Raw genomic sequence first — 23576 nt, forward strand, 5'->3', positions numbered from 1 at the left:
TTGCTCCTCTTTCAGGTTATTGCGCAGTGGCTGGTGCCAGGAAAGCGGCCTCCAGCAACTGCTGTGTATACGGATGTTGGGGGGCGGCAAAGATACTTTGCGCGTCTCCCTGTTCGACCACTTGGCCATGCTTGACCACCATCAGCTGGTGGCTCAGCGCTTTCACAACAGCCAGGTCATGGCTGATGAACAAATACGTCAGGTTGTACTTGGCTTGCAGTGAACGCAACAGCTCCACCACTTGCCGCTGCACCGTCCGGTCGAGGGCCGAAGTCGGCTCGTCCAGCAGGATCAGCGCCGGTTTGAGCACCAAAGCCCGGGCTATGGCAATCCGCTGCCGTTGCCCACCGGAAAATTCGTGGGGGTAGCGGTGCCGGGTTTCCGGATCCAGACCTACCTCCTTCAATGCCGCAATAATCGCCGCTTCCTGCTCGGCGGCGGTGCCCATCTTGTGGATCCGCAGGCCTTCGCCAACGATGTCATTCACGCACATCCGCGGGCTCAGGCTGCCAAACGGATCCTGAAACACCACCTGCATCTCCCGACGCAACGGCCGGACTTCGCTTTGCGTCAGGCAGTCTAGCTGCTTGCCTTCAAAACGGATCGCACCTTTGCTGCCGATCAACCGCAGGATCGCCAGACCGAGGGTGGATTTGCCGGAACCGCTTTCCCCCACGATCCCCAGGGTCTGACCCTGAGGCAGGCTGAAATTGATGCCGTCCACTGCCTTGACGTGATCCACCGTGCGCTTGAGCAGGCCTTTCTTGATCGGGAACCAGACTTTCAGATCCTCGACTTCAAGCAGCGGCGCCCCGATTTTATTGCTCGCCGGGCCTCCGCTGGGCTCCGCGCCAAGCAGTTCCCGAGTGTACGGATGCTGCGGCGAACGGAACAGCTCTTCGCACGATGCCTGTTCGACGATGCAACCGCGCTGCATGACACATACACGATGCGCAATTCTTCGCACGAGGTTCAAATCGTGACTGATCAGTAACAGCGCCATGCCCAATCGGGCCTGCAATTCCTTGAGCAGGTCGAGGATTTTCAGCTGAACGGTCACGTCCAGCGCAGTGGTCGGTTCGTCGGCAATCAGCAGTTCCGGCTCGTTGGCCAGGGCCATGGCGATCATCACCCGCTGACGCTGGCCGCCGGACAATTCATGGGGCAGGGCCTTGAGGCGCTTGTGCGGCTCGGGGATGCCGACCATCTCCAGCAACTCCAGCGTACGCTTGGTCGCGACCTTGCCGGTCAGGCCCTTGTGGATGCCCAGCACCTCGTTGATCTGCTTCTCGATCGAGTGCAGCGGGTTGAGCGAGGTCATCGGCTCCTGAAAGATCATCGCGATCCGGTTGCCACGAATGTGACGGATGGTCTTTTCGCCCAGCTCCAGCAGGTTTTGCCCGGAATAGTTGATGCTGCCGCCCGGATGCCGCGCCAGCGGATAGGGTAGCAGGCGCAGGATCGAATGCGCCGTCACCGACTTGCCCGAGCCTGACTCGCCCACCAGCGCCAGGGTTTCGCCGCGCTTGATGTCGAAACTCACGCCTTCGACCACCCGTTGCACGCGATCACCGATGCCGAATTCGACGGCCAGGTCGCGGATTTCGATCAGATTGTCCTGATTCATGTCACTTCCTCGGGTCGAAGGCATCGCGAGCGGACTCGCCGATGAACACCAGCAAACTCAACATCAGCGCCAGCACCGCAAACGCGCTCATGCCCAGCCACGGCGCCTGCAGGTTGGATTTGCCCTGGGCCACCAGTTCACCCAGCGACGGACTGCCGGCCGGCAAGCCGAAACCGAGGAAGTCCAGGGCGGTGAGGGTGCCGATGGCGCCGGTCAGGATGAACGGCATGAAGGTCATGGTCGAAACCATGGCGTTGGGCAGAATGTGGCGGAACATGATCGCGCCGTTCTGCATGCCCAGCGCTCTGGCTGCACGCACGTATTCGAGGTTGCGCCCGCGCAGGAACTCGGCGCGCACCACGTCCACCAGGCTCATCCACGAGAACAGCAGCATGATTCCCAGCAGCCACCAGAAATTCGGCTGGACGAAACTGGCGAGGATGATCAGCAGGTACAACACCGGCAAACCCGACCAGATCTCCAGAAAGCGCTGGCCGGCCAGATCGACCCAGCCGCCGTAGAAACCCTGCAAGGCGCCGGCGATCACGCCGATGATCGAGCTGAGCACGGTCAGGGTCAGGGCAAACAGCACCGACACCCGGAAGCCATAGATGACCCGCGCCAGTACATCGCGGCCCTGATCGTCGGTGCCCAGCAGGTTGTCCGCCGACGGCGGGGCGGGGGCCGGGACTTTCAGGTCGTAGTTGATGCTCTGGTAGCTGAACGGAATCGGCGCCCACAGCACCCACGCGTCCTTGGCCTTGAGCAGTTCGCGGATGTACGGGCTCTTGTAGTTGGCTTCCAGCGGGAATTCGCCGCCGAAGGTGGTTTCCGGGTAGCGCTTGATCGCCGGGAAGTACCAGTTGTTGTCGTAGTGCACCACCAGCGGTTTGTCGTTGGCGATCAGTTCGGCACCGAGGCTCAGGCCGAACAGGATCAGGAACAGCCACAGCGACCACCAGCCACGCTTGTTGGCCTTGAACAGTTCGAAGCGCCGGCGGTTGAGAGGGGACAGGTTCATCTCAATGCTCCCGGCTGGCAAAGTCGATACGCGGATCGACAAGGGTGTAGGTGAGGTCGCCGATCAGTTTCACCACCAGCCCCAGGAGGGTGAAGATGAACAGGGTGCCGAACACCACCGGGTAATCGCGGTTGATCGCCGCTTCGAAACTCATCAGGCCGAGGCCGTCGAGGGAGAAGATCACTTCCACCAGCAACGAACCGGTGAAGAAGATGCCGATGAACGCCGACGGAAAACCGGCGATCACCAGCAGCATCGCATTGCGGAACACATGGCCGTAGAGCACGCGGTGGCGGGTCAGGCCCTTGGCCTTGGCGGTGACCACATACTGCTTGTTGATTTCGTCGAGAAAGCTGTTTTTGGTCAGCAGGGTCATGGTCGCGAAGTTGCCGATCACCAGCGCCGTCACCGGCAGCGCCAGGTGCCAGAAGTAATCGAGAACCTTGCCGCCCAGGCTCAGTTCATCGAAGTTGTTCGAGGTCAGGCCGCGTAAAGGAAACCAGTCCAGATAACTGCCGCCGGCAAACACCACGATCAGCAGAATCGCAAACAGGAATGCCGGGATCGCATAACCCACGATGATCGCCGAACTGGTCCAGACGTCGAAATGACTGCCGTGCCGCGTGGCCTTGGCGATCCCCAGCGGGATCGACACCAGGTACATGATCAGCGTGCTCCACAATCCGAGCGAGATCGACACCGGCATCTTTTCCTTGATCAGGTCGATGACCTTGGCGTCGCGAAAGAAACTGTCGCCGAAATCCAGCTTCGCGTAGTTCTTGACCATGATCCACAGACGTTCCGGGGCCGATTTGTCGAACCCGTACATCTTCTCGATTTCCTTGATCAGCGCCGGGTCCAGGCCCTGCGCTCCGCGATAGGAAGAGCCGGCCACCGATACTTCGGCACCGCCACCGGCAATGCGGCTGGTGGCGCCTTCGAAGCCTTCGAGCTTGGCGATCATCTGTTCCACCGGCCCGCCGGGCGCGGCCTGGATGATCACGAAGTTGATCAGCAGAATGCCGAACAGGGTCGGGATGATCAGCAGCAGTCGCCGAAAAATGTACGCCAGCATCTGATTACTCCGTGCCCACAGGGTCGGCTTGCAGTTGGGTTTCGACTTCTACCGCAGGTTTCGCATCGGGTTTGACCCACCAGGTGTTAATGCCGATGTCGTACTTGGGGGAGACTTTCGGGTGGCCGATGTGGTTCCAGTACGCCACGCGCCAGGTCTTGATGTGCCAGTTCGGGATCACGTAGTAACCCCATTGCAGCACACGGTCGAGGGCGCGGGCGTGGGCCACCAGGCTTTTGCGCGAATCGGCGTTGATCAGGTTCTCCACCAGGTGATCGACCACCGGGTCCTTGAGGCCCATCGAGTTGCGGCTGCTGGCCTTGTCGGCCGCAGCGCTCATCCAGAACTCGCGCTGCTCGTTGCCCGGCGAATTGGACTGCGGGAAGCTGCCGACCATCATGTCGAAGTCTCGCGAGCGCACGCGATTGACGTATTGCGACACGTCGACACGGCGAATCACCAGATCGATGCCGAGGTCGCTGAGGTTGCGCTTGAACGGCAACAACACGCGTTCGAATTCGGTCTGGGCCAGGAGGAATTCGATGACCACCGGTTTGCCGGTGGCGTCGACCATTTTGTCGTCGACGATTTTCCAGCCAGCCTCTTGCAGCAACTGATATGCCTCGCGCTGTTGCGTGCGGATCATGCCGCTGGCGTCGGTTTTCGGATTTTCGAAGGCTTCGCTGAACACCTGCGCCGGCAGCTTGCTGCGGAACGGATCGAGGATCGCCACCTGCTCTGCATCAGGCAGGCCGGTGGCGGCCATTTCCGAGTTTTCGAAGTAACTGCGGGTGCGTGCATAAGCGCCGTTGAACAATTGCTTGTTGGTCCATTCGAAGTCGAACAGCAGGCCGAGGGCCTGGCGTACCCGCACGTCCTGAAACACCGGGCGACGCAGATTGAAGACGAAGCCCTGCATGCCGGTCGGATTGCTGTTGGCAATCTGTTCCTTGATCAACCGCCCTTCGGTCACTGCCGGCACGTTGTAGGCGTTGGCCCAGTTTTTCGCCGCCATTTCCAGCCAGTAATCGAACTGTCCGGCTTTCAACGCTTCCAGCGCGACGGTGTTGTCGCGGTAGTAGTCGGTGGTCATCACGTCGAAGTTGTAGAAGCCGCGATTGACCGGCAAATCCTTGCCCCAGTAATCCTTGACCCGCTCATAACGCACCGAGCGCCCGGCCTTCACCTCGGTGACCTTGTACGGGCCGCTGCCCAACGGGATTTCCAGGTTGCCCTTGTTGAAATCACGCTCGGCCCACCAGTGTTTCGGCAGCACCGGCAACTGACCGAGGATCAGCGGCAGTTCGCGGTTGTTGGTGTGCTTGAACTTGAACAGCACTTTGAGCGGATCTTCGGCGATCACTTCCTCGACGTCGGCGTAGTAGCCGCGATACATCGGTGCGCCTTCCTTGGTCAGCGTCTGGAAGCTGAACACCACATCGTCGGCACGTACCGGGTGGCCGTCGTGAAACTTCGCTTCGGGACGCAGGTAGAAGCGCACCCAGCTGTTGTCCGGGGCTTTTTCAATCTTGCTGGCGATCAGGCCGTATTCGGTGAACGGCTCGTCCAGACCCTGTTTGGCCAGGGTGTCGTAGATCAGGCCGATATCGTCCGCCGGCACGCCTTTGCTGATGAACGGGTTGAGGCTGTCGAAGCCGCCGAAACCGGCCTGGCGGAAGATCCCGCCCTTGGGCGCGTCGGGGTTCACGTAATCGAAGTGCTTGAAGTCGGCGGGGTATTTCGGCGGCTCGTTGTACAGGGTCACGGCGTGTTGCGGGGCGGCAAAGGCCAGCCCGGCGAACAGCAGACCGCTGGCCTGCACGAGCAGGGCGCGGATAGGCTTCATCGATCTTTCTCCGAAGATTTCAGCCACCACGCGCTCAGGCCCAGGGTGTAGGGCGGCGTGGTGACGAAGGCGAACCGGTTGCGGTACGCCAGACGGTGATAATTGAGGTACCAGTTGGGAATGCTGTAGTGCTGCCAGAGCAGCACGCGGTCCAGTGCCTTGCCGGCGGCGACCTGTTCATCGCGGGTGCGGGCGGCGAGCAGTTGCTCAAGCAGATGATCGACCACCGGGTTGGCGATGCCCGCGTAATTCTTGCTGCCCTTGACCCCGACCTGGCTGGAGTGGAAGTACTGCCACTGTTCCAGCCCCGGGCTGAGCGTCTGGTTGAGAGTCATCAGAATCATGTCGAAATCGAACTGATCCAGACGCTGTTTGTACTGGGCGCGATCCACCGTGCGCAGGCGCGCGTCGATGCCGATGCTGTTGAGGTTCTCGATGTACGGCTGGAGGATCCGCTCCAGGTTCGGATTGACCAGCAACAGCTCGAAACGCAGCGGCTGGCCGGCGGTGTTCTGCAGACGCTGGCCGTTGAGCTTCCAGCCGGCCTCGGCCAGCAGCGCCAGGGCTTTGCGCATGGTTTTCCGGGGAATGCCGCGCCCGTCGGTCTGCGGCAGCGTGAACGGTTCGGTGAAGAGGCGCGCCGGCAGTTGATCCTTGTACGGCTTGAGCATCAGCCATTCATGGCCGACCGGCAGGCCGACGGCGCTGAATTCGCTGTTGGGGTAGTAGCTGGTGGTGCGTTTGTAGGCGTCGCTGAACAGGGCGCGATTGGTCCATTCGAAGTCGAACATCAGGCCCAGGGCTTCGCGCACCTTGATATCGGCAAAGACCGGGCGCCGGGTGTTCATGAACAGACCCTGACTCTGGGTCGGGATCTGGTGCGGGATCTGTGCCTTGATCACGTCGCCGCGACGGATCGCCGGGAAGTTGTAGCCGTTGGCCCAGTTCTTCGCCTGATGCTCGATATAGATGTCGAACTCGCCGGCCTTGAACGCTTCGAAGGCCACATCGCTGTCGCGGTAGAACTCGACTTCCATGCGCTCGACGTTGTACTTGCCGCGATTGACCGGCAGGTCCTTGCCCCAGTAGTCCTTGACCCGCTCGAAAATCAACTGCCGCCCCGGCGTGACCGAGGTAATGCGGTACGGCCCGCTGCCCAGCGGCGGCTCGAAGGTAGTGGCCTTGAAGTCGCGACCCTTCCAGTAATGCTGGGGCAGTACCGGCAATTCGCCGAGGCGCAGGATCAGCAACGGATTGCCGCTGCGCTTGAGCACAAACCGGATGCGCTGCGGGTTGAGGATATCGACGCGGAGCACTTCCTGAAGGGCGGTGCGATACAGCGGATGACCTTCCTTGAGCAGCAGGCGATAGGAGAACGCCACGTCGTACGCGGTGATCGGCGTGCCATCGTGGAAGCGCGCTTGCGGGCGCAGATTGAACACCACCCAGCTGCGATCTTCGCTGTACTCCACCGATTGGGCGATCAGGCCGTAACTGGAGGCCGGCTCGTCCCCCGACGGCGCGTATTGCCCGGTGCCGACCATCAATGGCTCGTTCAGCTCGTTGATGCCGTATTGCAGGAAATTCGCCGTGGTGACCGGGCTGGTGCCCTTGAAGGTGTAGGGGTTGAGCGTATCGAAGGTGCCAAACGCCATCACCCGCAAGGTGCCGCCCTTGGGCGCTTGCGGGTTGACCCAGTCGAAGTGGGTAAATCTGGCCGGGTACTTGAGCGTGCCGAACTGCGCATAACCGTGGCTTTCGGTGATCGTCGCGCTGACGGGGGAGCTCAAGGCCAGGCTGATCAGGAGCAGGAGGAGGGGACGCTTCAAGTCAGATCCGATCCAGGCGGCTTGGGCTTTGTGGGCCGTACAGTAACAGCTTGTATGGACAGGAAAAAGACAGGGGCTTAATGCGCGGTTAATTGTGGGCGTTGCCTGCGCCGAAGGTAAAAAATGACAGGCGAAAAAAAGCCCCTGAAATTCAGGGGCTCTTTGTCAGTGCGGCTGGTAGACCGTGAGCATCTGCCCGGGCTTGAGCGCTTTGCCGGCGCCCGGATTCCAGCGCTTGAGGTGTTGCATCTCGACGTTGAAGCGCTTGGCCACCACGTACAGCGTGTCGCCGCGTTTGACCTTGTACTGGGTCTGCTGCTTGCTGTCGTCCTTGTCTTTGGCCTTGCTGCTGGTTTTGCTGTTGGCAGCGACGACCGTATTGATGCGTCCGCCACTCTTGCGGGTAGGCGTGCGCTGGGTGGTGTCGCGCATGACCAGGGTCTGGCCGACCTTGAGATTCTTGCCGGTCAGCTTGTTCCAGCGTTGCAGATCCTTGACCTCGACCTTGTTGGCCTTGGCGATGGAACCGAGGTTGTCGCCGCGCTTGACGCGATAGGCGCGCTTGGCCTGGGCGATCTCGCTCGGGTCGGCGCCTTCGAACACCGGTTTCAGCGAACGCGGGCTGATCAGCTCTTCAGGACGCATGGTCTGCAGGCTGGCGGTCAGCAGTTGCGCCTTCGAGGTCGGCACCAGCAGGTGCTGCGGGCCGTCGATGGTGGTGCGCTGCTTGAAGGCCGGGTTGAGCTGGAACAGCTCGTCTTCATCGATGTTGGCCACCGCTGCGACCTTGGACAGGTCCATGCGCTGGTTGATTTCGACGACCTGGAAATACGGTTCGTTGGCGATCGGGTTGAGGTTCACGCCATAGGCTTCAGGCGTCAGGACCACTTGCGAGAGCGCCAGCAGCTTCGGCACGTAAGCCTGGGTTTCCGCCGGCAGCGGCAGGTTCCAGTAATCGGTCGGCAGGCCGAGCTTTTCGTTGCGCTCGATGGCGCGGCTGACCGTGCCTTCGCCGGCGTTGTACGCGGCCAGGGCCAGCAGCCAGTCACCGTTGAACATGTCGTGCAGGCGGGTCAGGTAGTCCATCGCTGCGGTGGTCGAAGCAGTGATGTCGCGACGGCCATCGTAGAAACGGGTCTGACGCAGGTTGAAGTAACGCCCTGTGGAAGGGATGAACTGCCAGAGGCCCACCGCGTCGGCCCGGGAATAGGCCATCGGGTTGTAGGCGCTTTCGATGACCGGCAGCAGGGCCAGTTCCAGTGGCATGTTGCGTTCTTCGAGGCGCTCGACGATGTAATGAATGTAGAGGCTGCCGCGCTCGCCGGCGTTCTCGAGGAAGGAAGGGTTACTGGCGAACCACAGGCGCTGTTGCTCGATGCGCGGGTTCACGCCCAGACCTTCCTGCAGCTGGAAACCGCCGCGCATGCGCTCCCAGATGTCCTGAGGCACCTGAGGGCTGGGCTTTTCCGACAACCAGATAGGCTTCTGCTTGGCTCGCGCAGCAATGTTCGGCGTATGTGTCGCTTCAGTCTGCGGAGCATGGCTGGAACAGCCCGCCAGTGTGGCGGAGACAGCCACCGCGATGGCTTGCGCCAGGCGGGTCAAAGCATCTGAATTGACGGACTTACGTATGGATGACGACATTGGCTGGAAGTAAGTTCCGGGCAAAAATGTCGGGCGATTCTAGAAAGCGCACCCCCTGCGGTCAACCATTCAGAATTTTTGTACCAGGCAGGGAGCCACTTAGAACGTATCTTTCCATGCCCGCAGAGCCGCAAAAACCTCACTCGGCGCCCGGTTTTGAGGGCCGCTCCGTTCGTCCACTTTTTGTGTAACTAATATTTCACCGGTGCGCAAAAACGGGTTTGTGAGCTTTTCCAGCGCCAGGGTCGAGGGCAGGGTCATCACACCGCTGGCACGTTGCTGGCTGACTTTTTCCAGACGGGCGGCGATGTCCCGGTTGCCCGGCTCCACGGCGGCGGCGAATTTCAGGTTGCTCAGGGTGTATTCGTGGGTGCAGTAGACCAGCGTGTCTTCCGGCAGCGCCGCGAGACGGCTCAACGATTGGTGCATCTGTTGCGGCGTGCCTTCGAACAGACGGCCGCAACCGGCAGCGAACAGGGTATCGCCACAGAACAGCAGGCCATGATGGTAGTAGGCGATGTGTCCCAGGGTGTGGCCGGGCACGGCATAGACGTCGAAGTCCCAGCCGAGCACGCGCACCGTGTCGTTGTCCTTGAGAGCCACGTCCCGCCCCGGAATGCTTTCGCTGGCCGGTCCGTAGACCGTGGCGCCGCTTGCCTTCTTCAGCGTTTCGACGCCGCCGACATGGTCGTGGTGATGGTGAGTGATAAGAATGTCGCCGAGCACCCAGCCCGGATGCGCGTCGAGCCACGCCTGCACGGGGGCGGCATCCCCCGGATCGACCACTGCGCAACGCTGGGTGGCATGATCCTGTAACAACCAGATGTAGTTGTCGGTGAAGGCGGGCAGGGCACTGATCTGTATCATCGTCGAATTCGCCAAGCGGGTAACATTGGCGCATCTTAGAGGTTCCTGGCGTGTTGGAGAATGCAATGATCGATAAAGCGTTCGCTCAGGCCGATCCTGACTGGCTCGCGCTGATCGGTGCAGCCCGTGAATGGCTGTCCGGCCCCCTCGGGCAATTTCTGCTGGACGAAGAACGGCGCATGCTCGAAGACGAGCTGGGTCGATTCTTCGGCGGCTATCTGGTGCATTACGGCCCGTCCGCCGAAACACCGCCGTCGGCGCCGCAGGTGCAGCGCAATGTGCGGTTGGGCGCGCCGTTGCCGGGCGTGGAGATCGTCTGCGAAGAGCAGGCCTGGCCGTTGAGCGAGCACGCCGCCGACGTGGTGGTTTTGCAGCACGGCCTGGATTTCTGTCTGTCGCCCCATGGCCTTTTGCGCGAAGCGGCCAGCAGCGTGCGCCCCGGCGGGCATCTGCTGATCGTCGGCATCAACCCCTGGAGCACCTGGGGGCTGCGCCATGTATTCGCCCATGATGCGTTGCGTCAGGCGCGCTGCATCTCGCCGTCACGGGTGGCGGACTGGCTCAACCTGCTGGGCTTCGCGCTGGAGAAACGCCGCTTCGGGTGCTATCGTCCGCCGCTCGCGTCACCCAAGTGGCAGGCCCGTCTGGCCGGCTGGGAACGCAAGGCCGGCGACTGGCAACTGTCGGGCGGCGGCTTCTATTTACTGGTCGCGCGCAAGATCGTGGTCGGCCTGCGTCCGGTGCGCCAGGAACGCCGCGAGCCGATGGGCAAGCTGATTCCGCTGCCGATGGCCAAGGTCAACCGCCGGCGCATCGAACCGTAAACCTTCTTTTATTGATGGCCGGGTCAATCCCCGGCCTCGGCCATTGTCGATCCGTGATCGGCGAGGCCACGCATTTTTTCTGGATAGACTGGCATGAGCGAAAGCGTCGATAGCGTAGAACTGTTCACTGACGGCGCCTGCAAAGGCAACCCCGGCCCGGGCGGCTGGGGCGCCTTGCTGGTGTGCAAGGGCGTCGAAAAGGAACTGTGGGGCGGCGAAGCCAACACCACCAACAACCGCATGGAGCTGCTCGGTGCGATTCGCGGCCTGGAAGCCCTCAAGCGTCCGTGCGAAGTGCTGCTGGTGACCGACTCGCAATACGTGATGAAAGGCATCAACGAGTGGATGGCCAACTGGAAGAAACGCGGCTGGAAAACCGCCGCCAAGGAGCCAGTCAAAAACGCCGACCTGTGGAAAGAGCTCGACGAGCAGGTCAGCCGCCACAAGGTCACCTGGAAATGGGTCCGCGGCCACATCGGCCACCACGGCAACGAACGCGCCGACCAGTTGGCCAACCGTGGAGTGGATGAGGTTCGCGGTTACAAGCAGAGCTGAGTCCTTACCACTGAAACCCTTCCGGCGAGCGTGTTAACATCGCCGCTTTTGCACGATTGACCCCCGTTGAGAGCTGAACACTGATGGCCACCAGATCCGTTGTACTCGATACCGAAACCACCGGCATGCCGGTGACCGACGGCCACCGGATTATCGAAATCGGTTGTGTCGAGCTGATCGGTCGACGCCTGACGGGCCGGCACTTTCACGTTTACCTGCAACCGGATCGCGAGAGTGACGAAGGCGCGATCGGCGTTCACGGCATCACCAACGAATTCCTGGTCGGCAAGCCGCGTTTTGCCGAGGTGGCCGACGAGTTCTTCGAGTTCATCAACGGCGCGCAGCTGATCATCCACAACGCGGCGTTCGACGTTGGCTTCATCAACAACGAATTCGCCCTGATGGGCCAGCAGGATCGTGCGGACATCACGCAGCACTGCACGATCCTCGACACCCTGATGATGGCCCGGGAACGTCACCCGGGTCAGCGCAACAGCCTCGATGCCTTGTGCAAACGCTACGGCGTCGACAACTCCGGCCGTGAGCTGCACGGCGCATTGCTCGACTCGGAGATTCTCGCCGACGTTTACCTGACCATGACCGGTGGCCAGACCAGCCTGTCGCTGGCCGGCAACGCCTCCGATGGCAATGGCACGGGCGAGGGCGCGGACAACTCCGCCACCGAAATCCGTCGTCTGCCGGCAGATCGTCAACCGGGGCGAATCATTCGCGCCACCGAAGCCGAGCTGGCCGAACACCAGGTGCGTCTGGAAATCATCGCCAAGTCGGCCGGCGCCCCGGCGCTGTGGACCCAGCTGCTGGAAGCCGAAGCCCAGGCGTAATGCAAAAAAGGATCGTCCGGACACTCAAGCCGTGTCTGGACGATCCTTTGTTTTTGGCAGTACTGACAACTGGCCACCCTCGCCACATCGGCTCCGACCCTCTACCCTGAGGACATTGGCAGATCACTCTCCGCCGCCTCAGGACACTGAGCCCCATGTACAAAGATCTGAAGTTCCCGGTATTGATCGTCCATCGCGACATCAAGGCCGACACGGTTGCCGGTGACCGCATCCGCGGAATCGCCCGAGAGCTGGAGCTGGAAGGTTTCAGTATCGTTTCGGCCACGGACTACACCGAGGGCCGGCTGGTGGCGTCGACCCACCATGGTCTGGCGTGCATGCTGATCGCCGCCGAAGACGCCAGCACCAATTCCCATCTGTTGCAGAACATGGCCGAACTGATCGGTCTGGCCCGGGTGCGGGCGCCGGATCTGCCGATCTTTGCCCTTGGCGAGCAAGTCACCCTGGAAAATGCCCCGGCCGATGCCATGGCCGAGCTCAACCAGTTGCGCGGCATTCTCTACCTGTTCGAAGACACGGTGCCGTTTCTCGCCCGGCAAGTGGCGCGGGCGGCGCGCAAATACCTGGACGGGCTGTTGCCGCCATTCTTCAAGGCGCTGGTGCAGCACACCGCCGATTCCAACTATTCCTGGCACACCCCCGGTCATGGCGGTGGCGTGGCGTATCACAAGAGCCCGGTGGGGCAGGCGTTTCACCAGTTCTTCGGGGAAAACACCCTGCGTTCGGATTTGTCGGTGTCGGTGCCGGAGTTGGGCTCGCTGCTCGACCACACCGGGCCACTGGCCGAAGCAGAAGCGCGAGCCGCGCGTAATTTCGGCGCCGATCACACCTTTTTCGTGATCAATGGCACCTCGACCGCCAACAAGATCGTCTGGCACTCGATGGTCGGGCGCGATGATCTGGTGCTGGTGGATCGCAACTGTCACAAGTCGGTGTTGCACGCGATCATCATGACCGGTGCGATTCCGCTGTACCTGTGTCCGGAACGCAATGAGCTGGGGATCATCGGCCCGATCCCGTTGAGTGAATTCAGCCGCGAATCGATCCAGGCCAAGATCGATGCCAGCCCGTTGACCAAGGGCCGCGAACCGAAAGTCAAACTGGCGGTGATCACCAACTCGACCTACGACGGTCTCTGCTACAACGCCGAACTGATCAAGCAGAGCCTGGGCAACAGCGTCGAAGTCCTGCATTTCGACGAAGCCTGGTATGCCTACGCGGCGTTTCACGAATTCTTTGCCGGCCGTTACGGCATGGCCACCTCGCGCAGCGAGGACAGTCCGCTGGTGTTCACCACCCATTCCACCCACAAACTGCTGGCGGCGTTCAGTCAGGCTTCGATGATCCATGTGCAGGACGGCGGCGCACGGCAGCTGGATCGCGACCGTTTCAACGAAGCATTCATGATGCACATCTCGACGTCGCCGCAGTACAGCATCATCGCCTCGCTGGACGTGGCGTCGGCCATGATGGAAGGCCCGGCCGGCCGCTCGCTGTTGCAGGAAACCTTCGACGAAGCCCTGAGCTTTCGCCGGGCGCTGGCCAATCTGCGCCAGCACATCGCCGCTGATGACTGGTGGTTCTCGATCTGGCAGCCACCGGGTGTCGAGGGCATCGACCGGGTGCAGACCCAGGACTGGCTGCTGCAACCGGATGCGGACTGGCACGGTTTCGGCGAGGTCAGCGACGACTACGTACTGCTCGACCCGATCAAGGTCACTCTGGTCATGCCGGGCCTGACCGCCGGCGGCGCTTTAAGCGACAAGGGTATTCCGGCGGCAGTCGTTAGCCGTTTCCTGTGGGAGCGCGGATTGGTGGTGGAGAAAACCGGCCTGTATTCATTTCTGGTGCTGTTCTCCATGGGCATCACCAAGGGCAAGTGGAGCACGCTGCTGACCGAACTGCTGGAGTTCAAGCGCAGCTACGACGCCAACGTCAGCCTCGATACCTGCCTCAAGTGTGTCGCGCAGGAAGATCCTGTGCGCTATCGCGGCATGGGCCTGCGCGATCTGTGCGATCAGCTCCACGCCTGCTATCGCAGCAACGCCACCGCCAAACATCTCAAACGCATGTACACCGTGCTGCCGGAAATCGCCATGAAACCGGCCCACGCTTACGATCAACTGGTGCGCGGCGAAGTCGAGGCAGTGCCGATCGACGAGCTGGAAGGCCGAGTGGCGGCGGTGATGCTGGTGCCTTATCCGCCGGGGATTCCGCTGATCATGCCCGGCGAACGTTTTACCGAATCCACGCGCTCGATCATCGAATACCTCAGGTTTGCCCGCACGTTCGACGCAACGTTTCCGGGGTTCGTGGTCGATGTGCACGGTCTGCAACACGAAGATGAGGGCAATGGGCGGCAATACACCGTCGATTGCGTCAAGGAATGAGGGCTTTTCCGAGTATGCAACCGGTCATGAATCCGAAATACCCAGGGTTGTCGGTGCGAGTCGCCGACGACGGTTTTGCGGCTTACATCTGGGGCAGCGATTTCAGCTTCGAGGTGGCCGCTTACGGCACGGCCGAAATCGGCAAACCAGTGGCGCAATGGGCCGTGACGCCCATCGTGCCGTATCGCAAGTGCTACGGCATCGATCCGGAGGAGTTCAGCAGTTTTCGCGATGCCGCCGACAGTGCGATTTTCATGGCGTATCTGGAGGACGAGCCGGTTGGTCATCTGGTGATCAGTACCAACTGGAACGGCTTCGCCCATATCGATGAACTGGCGGTGCACGCCCCGGCGCGGCGCCATGGCGTGGCCAAGGCCTTGCTGGATGTGGCGCAGTTCTGGAGTCGCAAGAAAAAACTGCCGGGGATCATGCTGGAAACCCAGAACAACAACCTCGGCGCCTGCCGCCTGTATGAGCGTTGCGGGTATGTGATCGGCGGCATCGACCACCTGCGTTATCGCGGCATCGATCCGAACACCGCCGAAGTGGCGCTGTTCTGGTATCGATTGTTCGATAACCCGCTGGAGCATCCGATCAGTTCGCCAGCATCGCCTCGGCTTGTTCCGTGACGATCCCGAGCAGCGTCTGAATCGCCGCTGACGGCGTGGCGTGTTTGAAGGTCAGGGCATAGAGGCTGATCGGCACCGCCGGCGACAGCGGGCAGACGTCGAGACCCCCCGCCCGTGCGCCAAGGGCGGTGAACGGGTCGACGATCGCCAGCCCTTCGCCGGCCTCGACCATGCTGCGCATCATCTGGTGGGTCTGCACCCGGGTCTGGATGGTCGGCGCCGGGCGCAGGGCCTGGAGCTTGTTTTCCAGGGCCGGACTCAGCGGGTCCTGGCCTTCGAGGCCGACCATCGCCTGACCGGCCAGATCCTGCAGCGAAATGTACTTCTGTTTCGGTTGCAGCCAGCCGTGCGGCGCAAGCAATTGCAACTTGCCCTGGGCCAGTGGCTGGCAATCAATGTCGGGGTGTTGTGGGTCGTGCAGGCTCAGGCCCAGATCGCTGTCGCGCAGCAGCAGGTGGCGGACGATGTCGCGGGTCGGTTCGCTGAGCAGGGTGCAGGGCACGTCTGGCAAGCGACGGCGCAGGGCGGCGAGACTTTGCGGCAGCAGTTGCTGGGCCAGCGGCGGGGTGCCGATGATCCGCAGGGGCGGGGCGAGGTATTGCTTGAGGCTGCTGGCCAGCCGTTGCACCGGCTCCAGCGCTTCATAGATGTGGCCGATCTCGACTTGCAGCGCCCGGGCCTCCGGGGTTGGCTGAAGTCGTCCGCGTACGCTGGCGAACAGCATGAAACCAAGCTGACTCTCGGCTTCGCGCAAACGCTCTTCGACCTCGGGCGCCGCTAGTTGCAGCCATTCGGCGGCGGTGCCCACGTGACCGGTCTGCAAAAGCGCCTGAATCACTTCGATATGACGTAAACGCATGCGTGAAGTCCATGTCCGGCCGTTGGGGTCAGTGGCTGAATCCTACCCCAACTCGGCGCGGATGACTTCTGCTCATAACGATCGGTTATGAAGCGACCGATGGCTCGGGTTCGCGGATCAGGGTGATGCCCGACTGAACCAGCAAAAACTCGTTGTCGTCGATCTTGTTGACGCGGTCGCCAATCGCCAGTTTGTAGGTGGTAACGGGCTCCGTGCCGGTGAAACCGTCTGCCGACGGGTTGGATTCCTGGAACTCATGCACGGAATAAACGCGGCCTTCCGCATCTCTTGCATGGAACTGACCGACGAGTACTGCTGCCATCTGCTTAGAACCTCTGGAGATAAAACGCTTGATTTGCGGCTTGGTAGACCTTCATCAAGCTTGGTAAGTTTTCCTACAGGAAAAAAATATTCCAGACGCAGGAAATAACCTTCGGCGTCTGGTGGAATCGTCGCCGGATCATCTATAACTACTGGCTCCTCCCACGGACAGTCGAGAGTCTTCCAATGAGCAATGTCTATAACGTCGCAGTAGTGGTCGGCAGCCTGCGCAAGGCGTCCATCAACCGCAAGGTCGCCCTGGCGCTGGCGGAACTGGCACCGGCCAATCTCAAGCTGAACATTGTCGAGATTGGCGATCTGCCACTCTACAACGAAGACATCGACGGCGATTCACCGCCGGCAGCCTACAGCACTTTCCGGCAAAAAGTGGGTTCATCCGACGCTCTGCTGTTTGTCACCCCGGAGTACAACCGCTCAGTGCCGGCGCCTTTGAAGAACGCGATCGATGTCGGTTCGCGGCCGTATGGCAAGAGTGTCTGGAGCGGCAAACCGGGGGCGGTGATCAGCGTTTCGCCGGGTGCCATCGGCGGTTTCGGTGCCAACCAGCATCTGCGTCAGTCCTTTGTTTTTCTCAACGTGCCGTGCATGCAGCAGCCGGAAGCCTATCTGGGCGGCGCGGGCACGGCGTTCGACGAGGCGGGCAAGCTGAACGAGTCGGTGAAGCCGTTCCTGCAAAGTTTCATCAATGCTTTTGGTGAGTGGGTGGCGCAGCACAAGAAGTGAACCACTGAGTTTTCTGACAAGATATCGACCCTGTGGGAGCGAGCTTGCTCGCGATATCGGTGTATCAGCTGACACTTCAGTTGAATGACACGCCGCCATCGCGAGCAAGCTCGCTCCCACAGGTTTTTGTTGTGGCTTGTTTTCTTAACCTGACTGAAGGCTGTCGCGAATGCTCGCTGCGTCACTGATTTTCCTGCTGACCATTACCCTGGTGATCTGGCAACCCAAAGGCCTCGGGGTCGGCTGGAGTGCAACATTCGGCGCCATCATCGCGCTGATTTTCGGCGTAGTGCACCTGAGCGATATCCCGCTGGTGTGGCAAATCATATGGAACGCCACCGGCACGTTCGTGGCGCTGATCATCATCAGTCTGCTGCTCGATGAAGCGGGATTCTTCGCCTGGGCCGCGTTGCACGTAGCGCGATGGGGGCGGGGCAGCGGGCGCAAGCTGTTTGCTTTCATGGTGCTGCTCGGCGCGTTGGTGTCGGCGCTGTTCGCCAATGACGGCGCGGCGCTGATCCTCACGCCGATCGTGATTTCCATGCTGCTGGCCCTGCGCTTTTCCCCGGCGGCGACCCTGGCGTTCGTCATGGGCGCGGGCTTCATTGCCGACACCGCGAGCCTGCCGCTGGTGGTGTCGAACCTGGTGAACATCGTCTCGGCCGACTTTTTCCACATCGGTTTCAACCGCTATGCGGCGGTGATGGTGCCGGTCAACTTCGTCAGCGTCGCGGCCACGTTGGGCATGCTGCTGTGGTTCTTCCGCCGTGACATTCCCAAGGCCTACGACCCTGAACAGCTTGAACATCCGGAAACCGCCATCCACGACAAGGCCACGTTCTACGCCGGTTGGGCCGTGTTGCTGATTCTGTTGATCGGTTGTTTCGCGCTGGAGCCGCTGGGGATTCCGATCAGTGCGATCTCGGCGGTGTGCGCGGCGCTGTTGCTGGCGATCGCCGCGCGCGGGCACAAGATTTCCACGCGCAAGGTGATGAAAGAGGCGCCCTGGCAGATCGTGATTTTCTCGCTGGGCATGTACCTGGTGGTCTACGGACTGCGCAACGCCGGGCTCACCGATTATCTGGCCGGGTGGCTGGATGTGTTCGCCGGGTACGGTGTGTGGGGCGCTGCGATGGGCACCGGGGTGCTGACGGCCTTGCTGTCATCGATCATGAACAACCTGCCGACGGTGCTGGTCGGGTTGCTGTCGATCGATGCCAGTCAGGCCACGGGTGTGGTGAAGGAAGCGATGATTTACGCCAACGTGATCGGCAGCGACCTGGGGCCGAAAATCACCCCGATCGGCAGTCTCGCGACCTTGCTCTGGCTGCATGTGCTGGAGCGCAAGAATATCCGGATCGGCTGGGGGTATTACTTCAAGGTCGGGATCGTGCTGACCGTGCCGGTGCTGTTGGTCACCTTGGCGGCACTCGCCGTGCGGTTATCCCTTTAGAACCAGTTGGCTTCAATCGCTAGCAAGCTAGCTCCCACAGGTTATGCGGTGAACACTGAACCTGTGGGAGCGAGCTTGCTCGCGAAGGGGCCAGATCAGACACAACAGAAATCAGGATTGGCCAGGCACGTTCGGCCACAGATCCGACACCAGAAACAGCCGCTCGGCTTCTTCCCATTCGCCCCGGGCATTTTCGGTCAGGCGCACCATCAGTTGCGCCGGGGCCAGCGGTTCGAGTTCATCGAGCCAGGCCTGCAAGTGTCCGGTGCTCCAGGTCTGATCCACCGGGTAGTGCGCCGGCGCCAGCCAGGCGTGGCGGGGCAGGGGTTGCCAGCGCCCGTCCGGGCGCTGGGCGACAAATGCCGACCAGTCTTTCTGATGCAGCCAGCTGCCACGCAGATGCTGCGGGTGGGCGCCGCTGGGCGGCACGGACTGGCCGGGCCACGGATACAACAGGTACCCGCCAAGCCACAATTGCGCACTGAACGACCCGACATCCAGCGCCGCCAGCACTTCGCGGCTTTCCGGGCGCGCGGAGATCGGCAGCTGATGTTCGCTCAAATGCGCCAGTTTGCGATCCAGCCGATCATGACAGCCCGGCCCCAGCCATGACGCCGGATCATGACCGTTGCCGTTCTGCGGGCCGAGGTAGAGCTTGATCGCCAGTTCCAGGTGATGCACGCCGTCGCGGTCGCGCAGCAGCATGTCCAGCTCGCCGAGGGTGTGGCCTTCGCGGCGGATCGGCAGGTTGGCAGCGATCAGCTCGATGCCCGGCGCGTGTTCCACCGCAAATTGCCACAACCGCTCGTAATACAGGCCCAGGCGCCGGGTGCGGGCCTGGGACAGCCAGTGCAGCAGGCCGTAACTGTCGCGGTCGAGCTGGCGCAGCCAGTGTTCCAGGCGCTCGGGGTCGCTGACCCAGTCGCTGCCCGCCAGCGGATGGCGCTGCGGCCACGGGGTCGTGGCGAGCATCGGCGGGGCGAGGATCACCCACGCCAGATCACGCACCTCGGGGTGGCGTAACTGGTGGGGCAACTGCAGCAAATCGGGAAATAGGATCATCTTGCGAGCATAGCCTCAAACACCGGTGCATCCTCGGGGCTGAAAGGATTTTGTCTATCCGGCGCTTTCGCCCATAATCGTGTTTTTCGCCGTCTCAGTCCCCCGCAGGAGTCCCATGGAGCAATTTCGTAATATCGGCATCATCGGTCGCCTGGGCAGCTCCCAGGTGCTGGATACCGTCCGCCGACTGAAACGCTTCCTGCTCGATCGTCACCTGCATGTGATTCTCGAAGACACCATCGCCGAAGTCCTGCCGGGCCATGGCCTGCAAACCTCGTCGCGCAAGATGCTCGGTGAAGTCTGCGACATGGTCATCGTGGTCGGCGGTGACGGCAGCCTGCTCGGCGCGGCGCGGGCACTGGCCAAACACAATATTCCGGTGCTCGGGATCAACCGTGGCAGCCTCGGTTTTCTCACCGACATCCGCCCCGACGAACTGGAAATCAAGGTCGCCGAGGTGCTCGACGGCCACTATCTGGTGGAAAACCGCTTCCTGCTGCAGGCCGAAGTCCGTCGTCACGCCGAGGCCATCGGCCAGGGCGATGCGCTGAACGACGTGGTGCTGCACCCGGGTAAGTCGACGCGGATGATCGAGTTCGAGCTGTACATCGACGGCCAGTTCGTCTGCAGCCAGAAGGCCGACGGCCTCATCGTGTCGACCCCGACCGGTTCCACCGCGTACGCACTGTCCGCCGGCGGCCCGATCATGCATCCCAAGCTTGACGCTATTGTGATTGTGCCGATGTACCCCCATACCTTGTCGGGCAGACCGATCGTGGTCGATGGCAACAGTGAGCTGAAAATCGTCGTGTCCAAAGATATGCAGATCTACCCGCAGGTCTCCTGCGACGGGCAGAACCACTTCACCTGCGCGCCGGGCGACACCATTACCGTCAGCAAGAAAGCGCAGAAGCTGCGGCTGATCCATCCGCTCGACCACAACTACTACGAAGTCTGCCGCACCAAGCTCGGCTGGGGCAGCAAGTTGGGTGGTGGAGGCGACTGATGCTCGATCCCGCGCGCAGTTATGACCTGATTGGTGACGTGCACGGATGCGCCCTGACCCTGGAACACCTGCTGGACCGACTCGGTTACCACAAGCAGGGCGGGGTCTGGCGGCATCCATCGCGCATGGCCGTGTTTGTCGGCGACATCATCGACCGTGGCCCGCGGATTCGCGAGGCGCTGCACATCGTTCATGACATGGTCGAGGCCGGTCAGGCGTTGTGCATCATGGGCAACCACGAGTTCAACGCCCTCGGCTGGAGCACTCCGGCGCCTCCCGGCAGCGGCAAGCAGTTCGTCCGTGAACACACGCCGCGCCATGCCCGTCTGCTGCATGAAACCTTGACTCAGTTCGAAGACCATCCGGGCGACTGGCACGACTTCCAGCAGTGGTTCTACCAACTGCCGCTGTTCGTCGATGCCGGACGTTTCCGCGTGGTGCATGCCTGCTGGGATGCCGGCCTGATCGAGCCGCTGCGCGCGCTGTTCCCCGATGGCTGCATCGATGAGCACTTCCTCCAGGCCTCGGCCGTGCCCGGCAGTTTCGCCTGCACCGTGTTCGATCGCCTGCTGCGCGGCACTGACATGCGCCTGCCGGATGGCCTGACCATGACCAGCGGCGATGGCCTGGTGCGTTCGTTCTTCCGCACCAAGTTCTGGGAAGACGACCCGCAAACCTATGGCGACATCGTGTTCCAGCCCGACGCACTGCCCGAACCGGTGGCGCAAAAGCCGCTGACCTCCAGCGAAAAGAATTCCCTGCTGCGCTACGGCGTCGATGAGCCATTGCTGTTCGTCGGCCACTACTGGCGCAGCGGCAAACCGGCGCCGATCCGCCCGAACCTCGCGTGCCTGGATTACAGCGCGGTGCTCTACGGCAAACTGGTGGCCTATCGTCTGGATCAGGAAACCCGCCTCGATCCGCATAAATTTGTCTGGGTCGACGTCGAGCGGCCGGAGGTGCTGCGATGAGTGCCATAGCCGTCTTGCGTGTGCCGTTGGCGGCGGACCTGAGTGGTTTCGTCAAACTGCTGCAACGCATGCAAGTGCCCCATCGCGTCAGCGAAGAGGCGGGCGAGCAGGTGTTGTGGGTGCCCTCGGAAATCAGCGACGACGTACGCTCGCTGTACGAGCGTTTCCCGGCGGGCGACCCGGATCAGCAACTGGAAATTCCGGTGGCGCCGACGTTCAAGCGCCCGAGCTTTGCCGAGCAACTGAAACACGCCAAGGCCACCGGGTTCATTCTGCTGCTGAGCCTGATCGTCGGCGGGTTGACCTTTCTCGGCGATAACCTCGAGACGATGCGCTGGCTGACCTTCCTCGATTTCCGCGTAATCGGCGACTACATCCATTTCACACCGCTGGCCGACAGCCTGGCGGCGGGGCAGTGGTGGCGCCTGTTCACGCCGATGCTGATTCACTTCGGCATCCTGCACCTGGCCATGAACGGCATGTGGTACTGGGAACTGGGGCGGCGCATCGAGTCGCGCCAGGGCAGCGTCAACCTGATCGGCCTGACGCTGCTGTTCGGCCTCGTTTCCAACTATGCGCAGTTCGCGTGGGGCGGCCCGAGCCTGTTCGGCGGCCTGTCTGGCGTACTTTACGGGCTGCTCGGTCACTGCTGGATCTTCCAGCTGCTGGCGCCGAACCCGGCCTATCGCCTGCCGCGCGGCGTGCTGGTGATGATGCTGGTGTGGTTGCTGGTGTGCATGTCCGGGCTGATCTCGATGATCGGTTTCGGCGAAATCGCCAACGCCGCCCACGTCGGCGGGTTACTCATCGGATGCTTCACCGGTTTGTTGGGCGGTTTGTACAACCGCCGTAAACTGGCCGCCTGAATTTTTTGAATAAAGAGCACGGAGACCCTGATGTCCTCTTTTAACGATTTGATCAAGAACATCACCCCGGATATCTACCAGAGCCTGAAGCTGGCGGTAGAGATCGGCAAATGGTCGGACGGTGGCAAACTCACCGCCGAACAGCGTGAACTGTCGTTGCAGGCGATGATCGCCTGGGAAATGCAGAACCTGCCCGAGGAAGAGCGCACCGGTTACATGGGCCCGCAGGAATGTGCGTCGAAGTCGATCGAAGTGCCGAACATCCTGTTCAAGTCGGACGCCATCCATTGATCGAGATCGGCCGCGGTGCAATCAGCAAAATGTCGGCGCGCCTGGACGGGCCGAACGTGCAGTACGCGTTTCGTCTGGATGACGTCGAGGTGCCGGTCAACCCGTTGATCGGCAGCACGGTGCGTCTGGAATACCTGGGGGCGATTCACTGCACCCATTGCGGGCGCAAGACCAAGACCAGTTTCAGTCAGGGTTACTGCTACCCGTGCATGACCAAACTGGCCCAGTGCGACATCTGCATCATGAGCCCGGAACGCTGCCACTTCGAGGCCGGCACCTGCCGGGAGCCTGAGTGGGGCGAGAAGTTCTGCATGACCGACCACGTCGTCTACCTGGCCAATTCGTCGGGGATCAAGGTCGGCATCACCCGCGCCACTCAACTGCCGACCCGCTGGCTCGATCAGGGGGCCAGTCAGGCGTTGCCGATCATGCGCGTTTCGATGCGGCAGCAGTCGGGTTTCGTCGAAGACCTGTTCCGCAGTCAGGTGGCGGACAAGACCAACTGGCGCGCCTTGCTCAAGGGCGACGCGGCGGCGGTGGATCTGGCGCAGGTGCGCGATCAACTGTTCGAAAGCTGCGCCCCGGGTCTGCAAGGTTTGCAGGAGCGATTCGGTCTCCAGGCCATTCAGACCATCGCCGATGTCGAGCCGCTGGAAATCCGCTACCCGGTCGAGCAGTACCCGGCCAAGATCGTCAGCTTCAACCTGGACAAGAACCCGATTGCCGAAGGCACGCTGCTGGGGATCAAGGGCCAGTACCTGATCTTCGACACCGGCGTGATCAACATTCGCAAGTACACGGCCTATCAGCTCGCCGTGCATCAATAAGGACTT

At 61.6% G+C, this 23576-nt stretch carries 22 protein-coding genes; 12 read left to right on the forward strand and 10 right to left on the reverse strand.

The genetic code is table 11. The features are described from left to right. Positions 1 to 16: 16 nt before the first annotated feature. The 7 genes from LOY31_RS11525 to gloB form a co-directional block, all read right to left on the reverse strand. Positions 17 to 1627, reverse strand: coding sequence for an ABC transporter ATP-binding protein (locus tag LOY31_RS11525; RefSeq protein ID WP_258713293.1), 1611 nt, complete (start codon positions 1625 to 1627; stop codon positions 17 to 19). A 1-nt stretch (position 1628) separates the two neighbouring features. Further along, positions 1629 to 2648, reverse strand: coding sequence for an ABC transporter permease (locus LOY31_RS11530; protein ID WP_007956945.1), 1020 nt, complete (start codon positions 2646 to 2648; stop codon positions 1629 to 1631). 1 nt (position 2649) lies between these two features. Beyond that, a complete protein-coding gene (locus LOY31_RS11535) occupies positions 2650 to 3723 on the reverse strand; it encodes a microcin C ABC transporter permease YejB (protein ID WP_085613068.1) in 1074 nt (357 codons plus the stop codon). A 4-nt stretch (positions 3724 to 3727) separates the two neighbouring features. Then, positions 3728 to 5569, reverse strand: a complete 1842-nt coding sequence (locus tag LOY31_RS11540; RefSeq protein ID WP_258713294.1) for an extracellular solute-binding protein — start codon at positions 5567 to 5569, stop codon at positions 3728 to 3730. Beyond that, on the reverse strand, positions 5566 to 7398 hold the full coding sequence (locus LOY31_RS11545; RefSeq protein WP_258713295.1) for an extracellular solute-binding protein: 1833 nt from the start codon (positions 7396 to 7398) through the stop codon (positions 5566 to 5568). The genes LOY31_RS11540 and LOY31_RS11545 overlap by 4 nt, the downstream gene beginning before the upstream one ends. Before the next feature lie 165 nt (positions 7399 to 7563). After that, a complete protein-coding gene (locus LOY31_RS11550; protein WP_127797698.1) occupies positions 7564 to 9042 on the reverse strand; it encodes a transglycosylase SLT domain-containing protein in 1479 nt (492 codons plus the stop codon). A gap of 99 nt (positions 9043 to 9141) precedes the next feature. Beyond that, positions 9142 to 9909 carry a hydroxyacylglutathione hydrolase gene (gene gloB / locus LOY31_RS11555; RefSeq protein ID WP_127797699.1) on the reverse strand — a complete coding sequence of 256 codons (768 nt, stop codon included), beginning with the start codon at positions 9907 to 9909 and terminating at the stop codon, positions 9142 to 9144. Between the two features lie 65 nt (positions 9910 to 9974). On the opposite strand from gloB, the gene LOY31_RS11560 reads away from it, so the two are divergent. The 5 genes from LOY31_RS11560 (at position 9975) to LOY31_RS11580 (ending at position 15170) form a co-directional block, all read left to right on the forward strand. Beyond that, positions 9975 to 10733 (forward strand): methyltransferase domain-containing protein, encoded by a 759-nt coding sequence (locus tag LOY31_RS11560; protein ID WP_007956935.1) that lies wholly within the window; start codon positions 9975 to 9977, stop codon positions 10731 to 10733. A gap of 93 nt (positions 10734 to 10826) precedes the next feature. Next, positions 10827 to 11288 carry a ribonuclease HI gene (gene rnhA, locus LOY31_RS11565; protein WP_085608960.1) on the forward strand — a complete coding sequence of 154 codons (462 nt, stop codon included), beginning with the start codon at positions 10827 to 10829 and terminating at the stop codon, positions 11286 to 11288. Positions 11289 to 11371: 83 nt separating this feature from the next. Further along, a complete protein-coding gene (gene dnaQ, locus LOY31_RS11570) occupies positions 11372 to 12130 on the forward strand; it encodes a DNA polymerase III subunit epsilon (protein WP_115077416.1) in 759 nt (252 codons plus the stop codon). A gap of 155 nt (positions 12131 to 12285) precedes the next feature. Next, complete coding sequence (locus tag LOY31_RS11575; RefSeq protein WP_221533093.1) at positions 12286 to 14541, forward strand: Orn/Lys/Arg decarboxylase N-terminal domain-containing protein; 2256 nt, start codon at positions 12286 to 12288, stop codon at positions 14539 to 14541. A gap of 14 nt (positions 14542 to 14555) precedes the next feature. Then, positions 14556 to 15170: a GNAT family N-acetyltransferase gene (locus LOY31_RS11580; RefSeq protein WP_085648926.1), complete on the forward strand. Its 615-nt coding sequence runs from the start codon at positions 14556 to 14558 to the stop codon at positions 15168 to 15170. Here LOY31_RS11580 and LOY31_RS11585 read toward each other — a convergent pair. Together LOY31_RS11585 and LOY31_RS11590 are read right to left on the reverse strand one after the other, a co-directional pair. Further along, a complete protein-coding gene (locus LOY31_RS11585; protein ID WP_085608956.1) occupies positions 15136 to 16029 on the reverse strand; it encodes a LysR family transcriptional regulator in 894 nt (297 codons plus the stop codon). The two genes, LOY31_RS11580 and LOY31_RS11585, sit on opposite strands and share 35 nt — an antisense overlap. Before the next feature lie 85 nt (positions 16030 to 16114). After that, positions 16115 to 16351 carry a hypothetical protein gene (locus tag LOY31_RS11590; RefSeq protein ID WP_007956926.1) on the reverse strand — a complete coding sequence of 79 codons (237 nt, stop codon included), beginning with the start codon at positions 16349 to 16351 and terminating at the stop codon, positions 16115 to 16117. 185 nt (positions 16352 to 16536) lie between these two features. Between LOY31_RS11590 and LOY31_RS11595 the strand changes: the two genes are divergently transcribed. Both LOY31_RS11595 and LOY31_RS11600 read left to right on the forward strand, forming a co-directional pair. Beyond that, positions 16537 to 17094, forward strand: coding sequence for an NADPH-dependent FMN reductase (locus tag LOY31_RS11595; RefSeq protein WP_007956924.1), 558 nt, complete (start codon positions 16537 to 16539; stop codon positions 17092 to 17094). Between the two features lie 169 nt (positions 17095 to 17263). Next, a complete protein-coding gene (locus LOY31_RS11600; protein WP_221533094.1) occupies positions 17264 to 18547 on the forward strand; it encodes an arsenic transporter in 1284 nt (427 codons plus the stop codon). A gap of 111 nt (positions 18548 to 18658) precedes the next feature. Here the strand turns inward: LOY31_RS11600 and LOY31_RS11605 are convergent, their stop codons facing one another. After that, positions 18659 to 19609 carry a DUF1853 family protein gene (locus LOY31_RS11605; RefSeq protein WP_221533095.1) on the reverse strand — a complete coding sequence of 317 codons (951 nt, stop codon included), beginning with the start codon at positions 19607 to 19609 and terminating at the stop codon, positions 18659 to 18661. A 115-nt stretch (positions 19610 to 19724) separates the two neighbouring features. Here LOY31_RS11605 and LOY31_RS11610 point away from each other — a divergent pair, with 115 nt between their 5' ends. The 5 genes from LOY31_RS11610 to LOY31_RS11630 are packed head-to-tail and all read left to right on the forward strand — an operon-like array spanning position 19725 to position 23570. Next, entirely contained in the window at positions 19725 to 20615 is an 891-nt protein-coding gene (locus LOY31_RS11610) for an NAD(+) kinase (protein WP_007956919.1), read from the forward strand. Further along, a complete protein-coding gene (locus LOY31_RS11615) occupies positions 20612 to 21586 on the forward strand; it encodes a metallophosphoesterase (RefSeq protein WP_169432621.1) in 975 nt (324 codons plus the stop codon). Before LOY31_RS11610 ends, LOY31_RS11615 begins: the two co-directional genes overlap by 4 nt. Then, entirely contained in the window at positions 21583 to 22452 is an 870-nt protein-coding gene (locus tag LOY31_RS11620) for a rhomboid family intramembrane serine protease (RefSeq protein WP_258713296.1), read from the forward strand. The genes LOY31_RS11615 and LOY31_RS11620 overlap by 4 nt, the downstream gene beginning before the upstream one ends. Positions 22453 to 22482: 30 nt before the next feature. Further along, the gene (locus tag LOY31_RS11625; protein ID WP_007956913.1) at positions 22483 to 22743 is read left to right on the forward strand and encodes a YeaC family protein; all 261 of its coding nucleotides are present in this window, start codon (positions 22483 to 22485) and stop codon (positions 22741 to 22743) included. Next, positions 22740 to 23570 (forward strand): DUF2797 domain-containing protein, encoded by an 831-nt coding sequence (locus tag LOY31_RS11630; RefSeq protein WP_258713297.1) that lies wholly within the window; start codon positions 22740 to 22742, stop codon positions 23568 to 23570. The genes LOY31_RS11625 and LOY31_RS11630 overlap by 4 nt, the downstream gene beginning before the upstream one ends. The last annotated feature ends 6 nt before the right edge of the window (positions 23571 to 23576 follow it).

Origin of the sequence: Pseudomonas sp. B21-021 (assembly GCF_024749205.1) — a bacterium.
Taxonomy (GTDB): Bacteria; Pseudomonadota; Gammaproteobacteria; order Pseudomonadales; family Pseudomonadaceae; genus Aquipseudomonas; species Aquipseudomonas paraglycinae.

What these genes read in the sequence shown, in the direction of transcription:
- LOY31_RS11605 (WP_221533095.1), bottom strand. Translation starts at nt 19,609, where the DNA reads ATGATCCTATTTCCCGATTTGCTGCAGTTGCCCCACCAGTTACGCCAC.
- LOY31_RS11625 (WP_007956913.1), top strand. Translation starts at nt 22,483, where the DNA reads ATGTCCTCTTTTAACGATTTGATCAAGAACATCACCCCGGATATCTAC.
- LOY31_RS11550 (WP_127797698.1), bottom strand. Translation starts at nt 9,042, where the DNA reads ATGTCGTCATCCATACGTAAGTCCGTCAATTCAGATGCTTTGACCCGC.
- LOY31_RS11595 (WP_007956924.1), top strand. Translation starts at nt 16,537, where the DNA reads ATGAGCAATGTCTATAACGTCGCAGTAGTGGTCGGCAGCCTGCGCAAG.
- LOY31_RS11560 (WP_007956935.1), top strand. Translation starts at nt 9,975, where the DNA reads ATGATCGATAAAGCGTTCGCTCAGGCCGATCCTGACTGGCTCGCGCTG.
- LOY31_RS11585 (WP_085608956.1), bottom strand. Translation starts at nt 16,029, where the DNA reads ATGCGTTTACGTCATATCGAAGTGATTCAGGCGCTTTTGCAGACCGGT.
- LOY31_RS11535 (WP_085613068.1), bottom strand. Translation starts at nt 3,723, where the DNA reads ATGCTGGCGTACATTTTTCGGCGACTGCTGCTGATCATCCCGACCCTG.
- LOY31_RS11530 (WP_007956945.1), bottom strand. Translation starts at nt 2,648, where the DNA reads ATGAACCTGTCCCCTCTCAACCGCCGGCGCTTCGAACTGTTCAAGGCC.
- LOY31_RS11610 (WP_007956919.1), top strand. Translation starts at nt 19,725, where the DNA reads ATGGAGCAATTTCGTAATATCGGCATCATCGGTCGCCTGGGCAGCTCC.
- LOY31_RS11525 (WP_258713293.1), bottom strand. Translation starts at nt 1,627, where the DNA reads ATGAATCAGGACAATCTGATCGAAATCCGCGACCTGGCCGTCGAATTC.
- LOY31_RS11590 (WP_007956926.1), bottom strand. Translation starts at nt 16,351, where the DNA reads ATGGCAGCAGTACTCGTCGGTCAGTTCCATGCAAGAGATGCGGAAGGC.
- LOY31_RS11600 (WP_221533094.1), top strand. Translation starts at nt 17,264, where the DNA reads ATGCTCGCTGCGTCACTGATTTTCCTGCTGACCATTACCCTGGTGATC.
- gloB (WP_127797699.1), bottom strand. Translation starts at nt 9,909, where the DNA reads ATGATACAGATCAGTGCCCTGCCCGCCTTCACCGACAACTACATCTGG.
- LOY31_RS11620 (WP_258713296.1), top strand. Translation starts at nt 21,583, where the DNA reads ATGAGTGCCATAGCCGTCTTGCGTGTGCCGTTGGCGGCGGACCTGAGT.
- LOY31_RS11575 (WP_221533093.1), top strand. Translation starts at nt 12,286, where the DNA reads ATGTACAAAGATCTGAAGTTCCCGGTATTGATCGTCCATCGCGACATC.
- dnaQ (WP_115077416.1), top strand. Translation starts at nt 11,372, where the DNA reads ATGGCCACCAGATCCGTTGTACTCGATACCGAAACCACCGGCATGCCG.
- rnhA (WP_085608960.1), top strand. Translation starts at nt 10,827, where the DNA reads ATGAGCGAAAGCGTCGATAGCGTAGAACTGTTCACTGACGGCGCCTGC.
- LOY31_RS11580 (WP_085648926.1), top strand. Translation starts at nt 14,556, where the DNA reads ATGCAACCGGTCATGAATCCGAAATACCCAGGGTTGTCGGTGCGAGTC.
- LOY31_RS11540 (WP_258713294.1), bottom strand. Translation starts at nt 5,569, where the DNA reads ATGAAGCCTATCCGCGCCCTGCTCGTGCAGGCCAGCGGTCTGCTGTTC.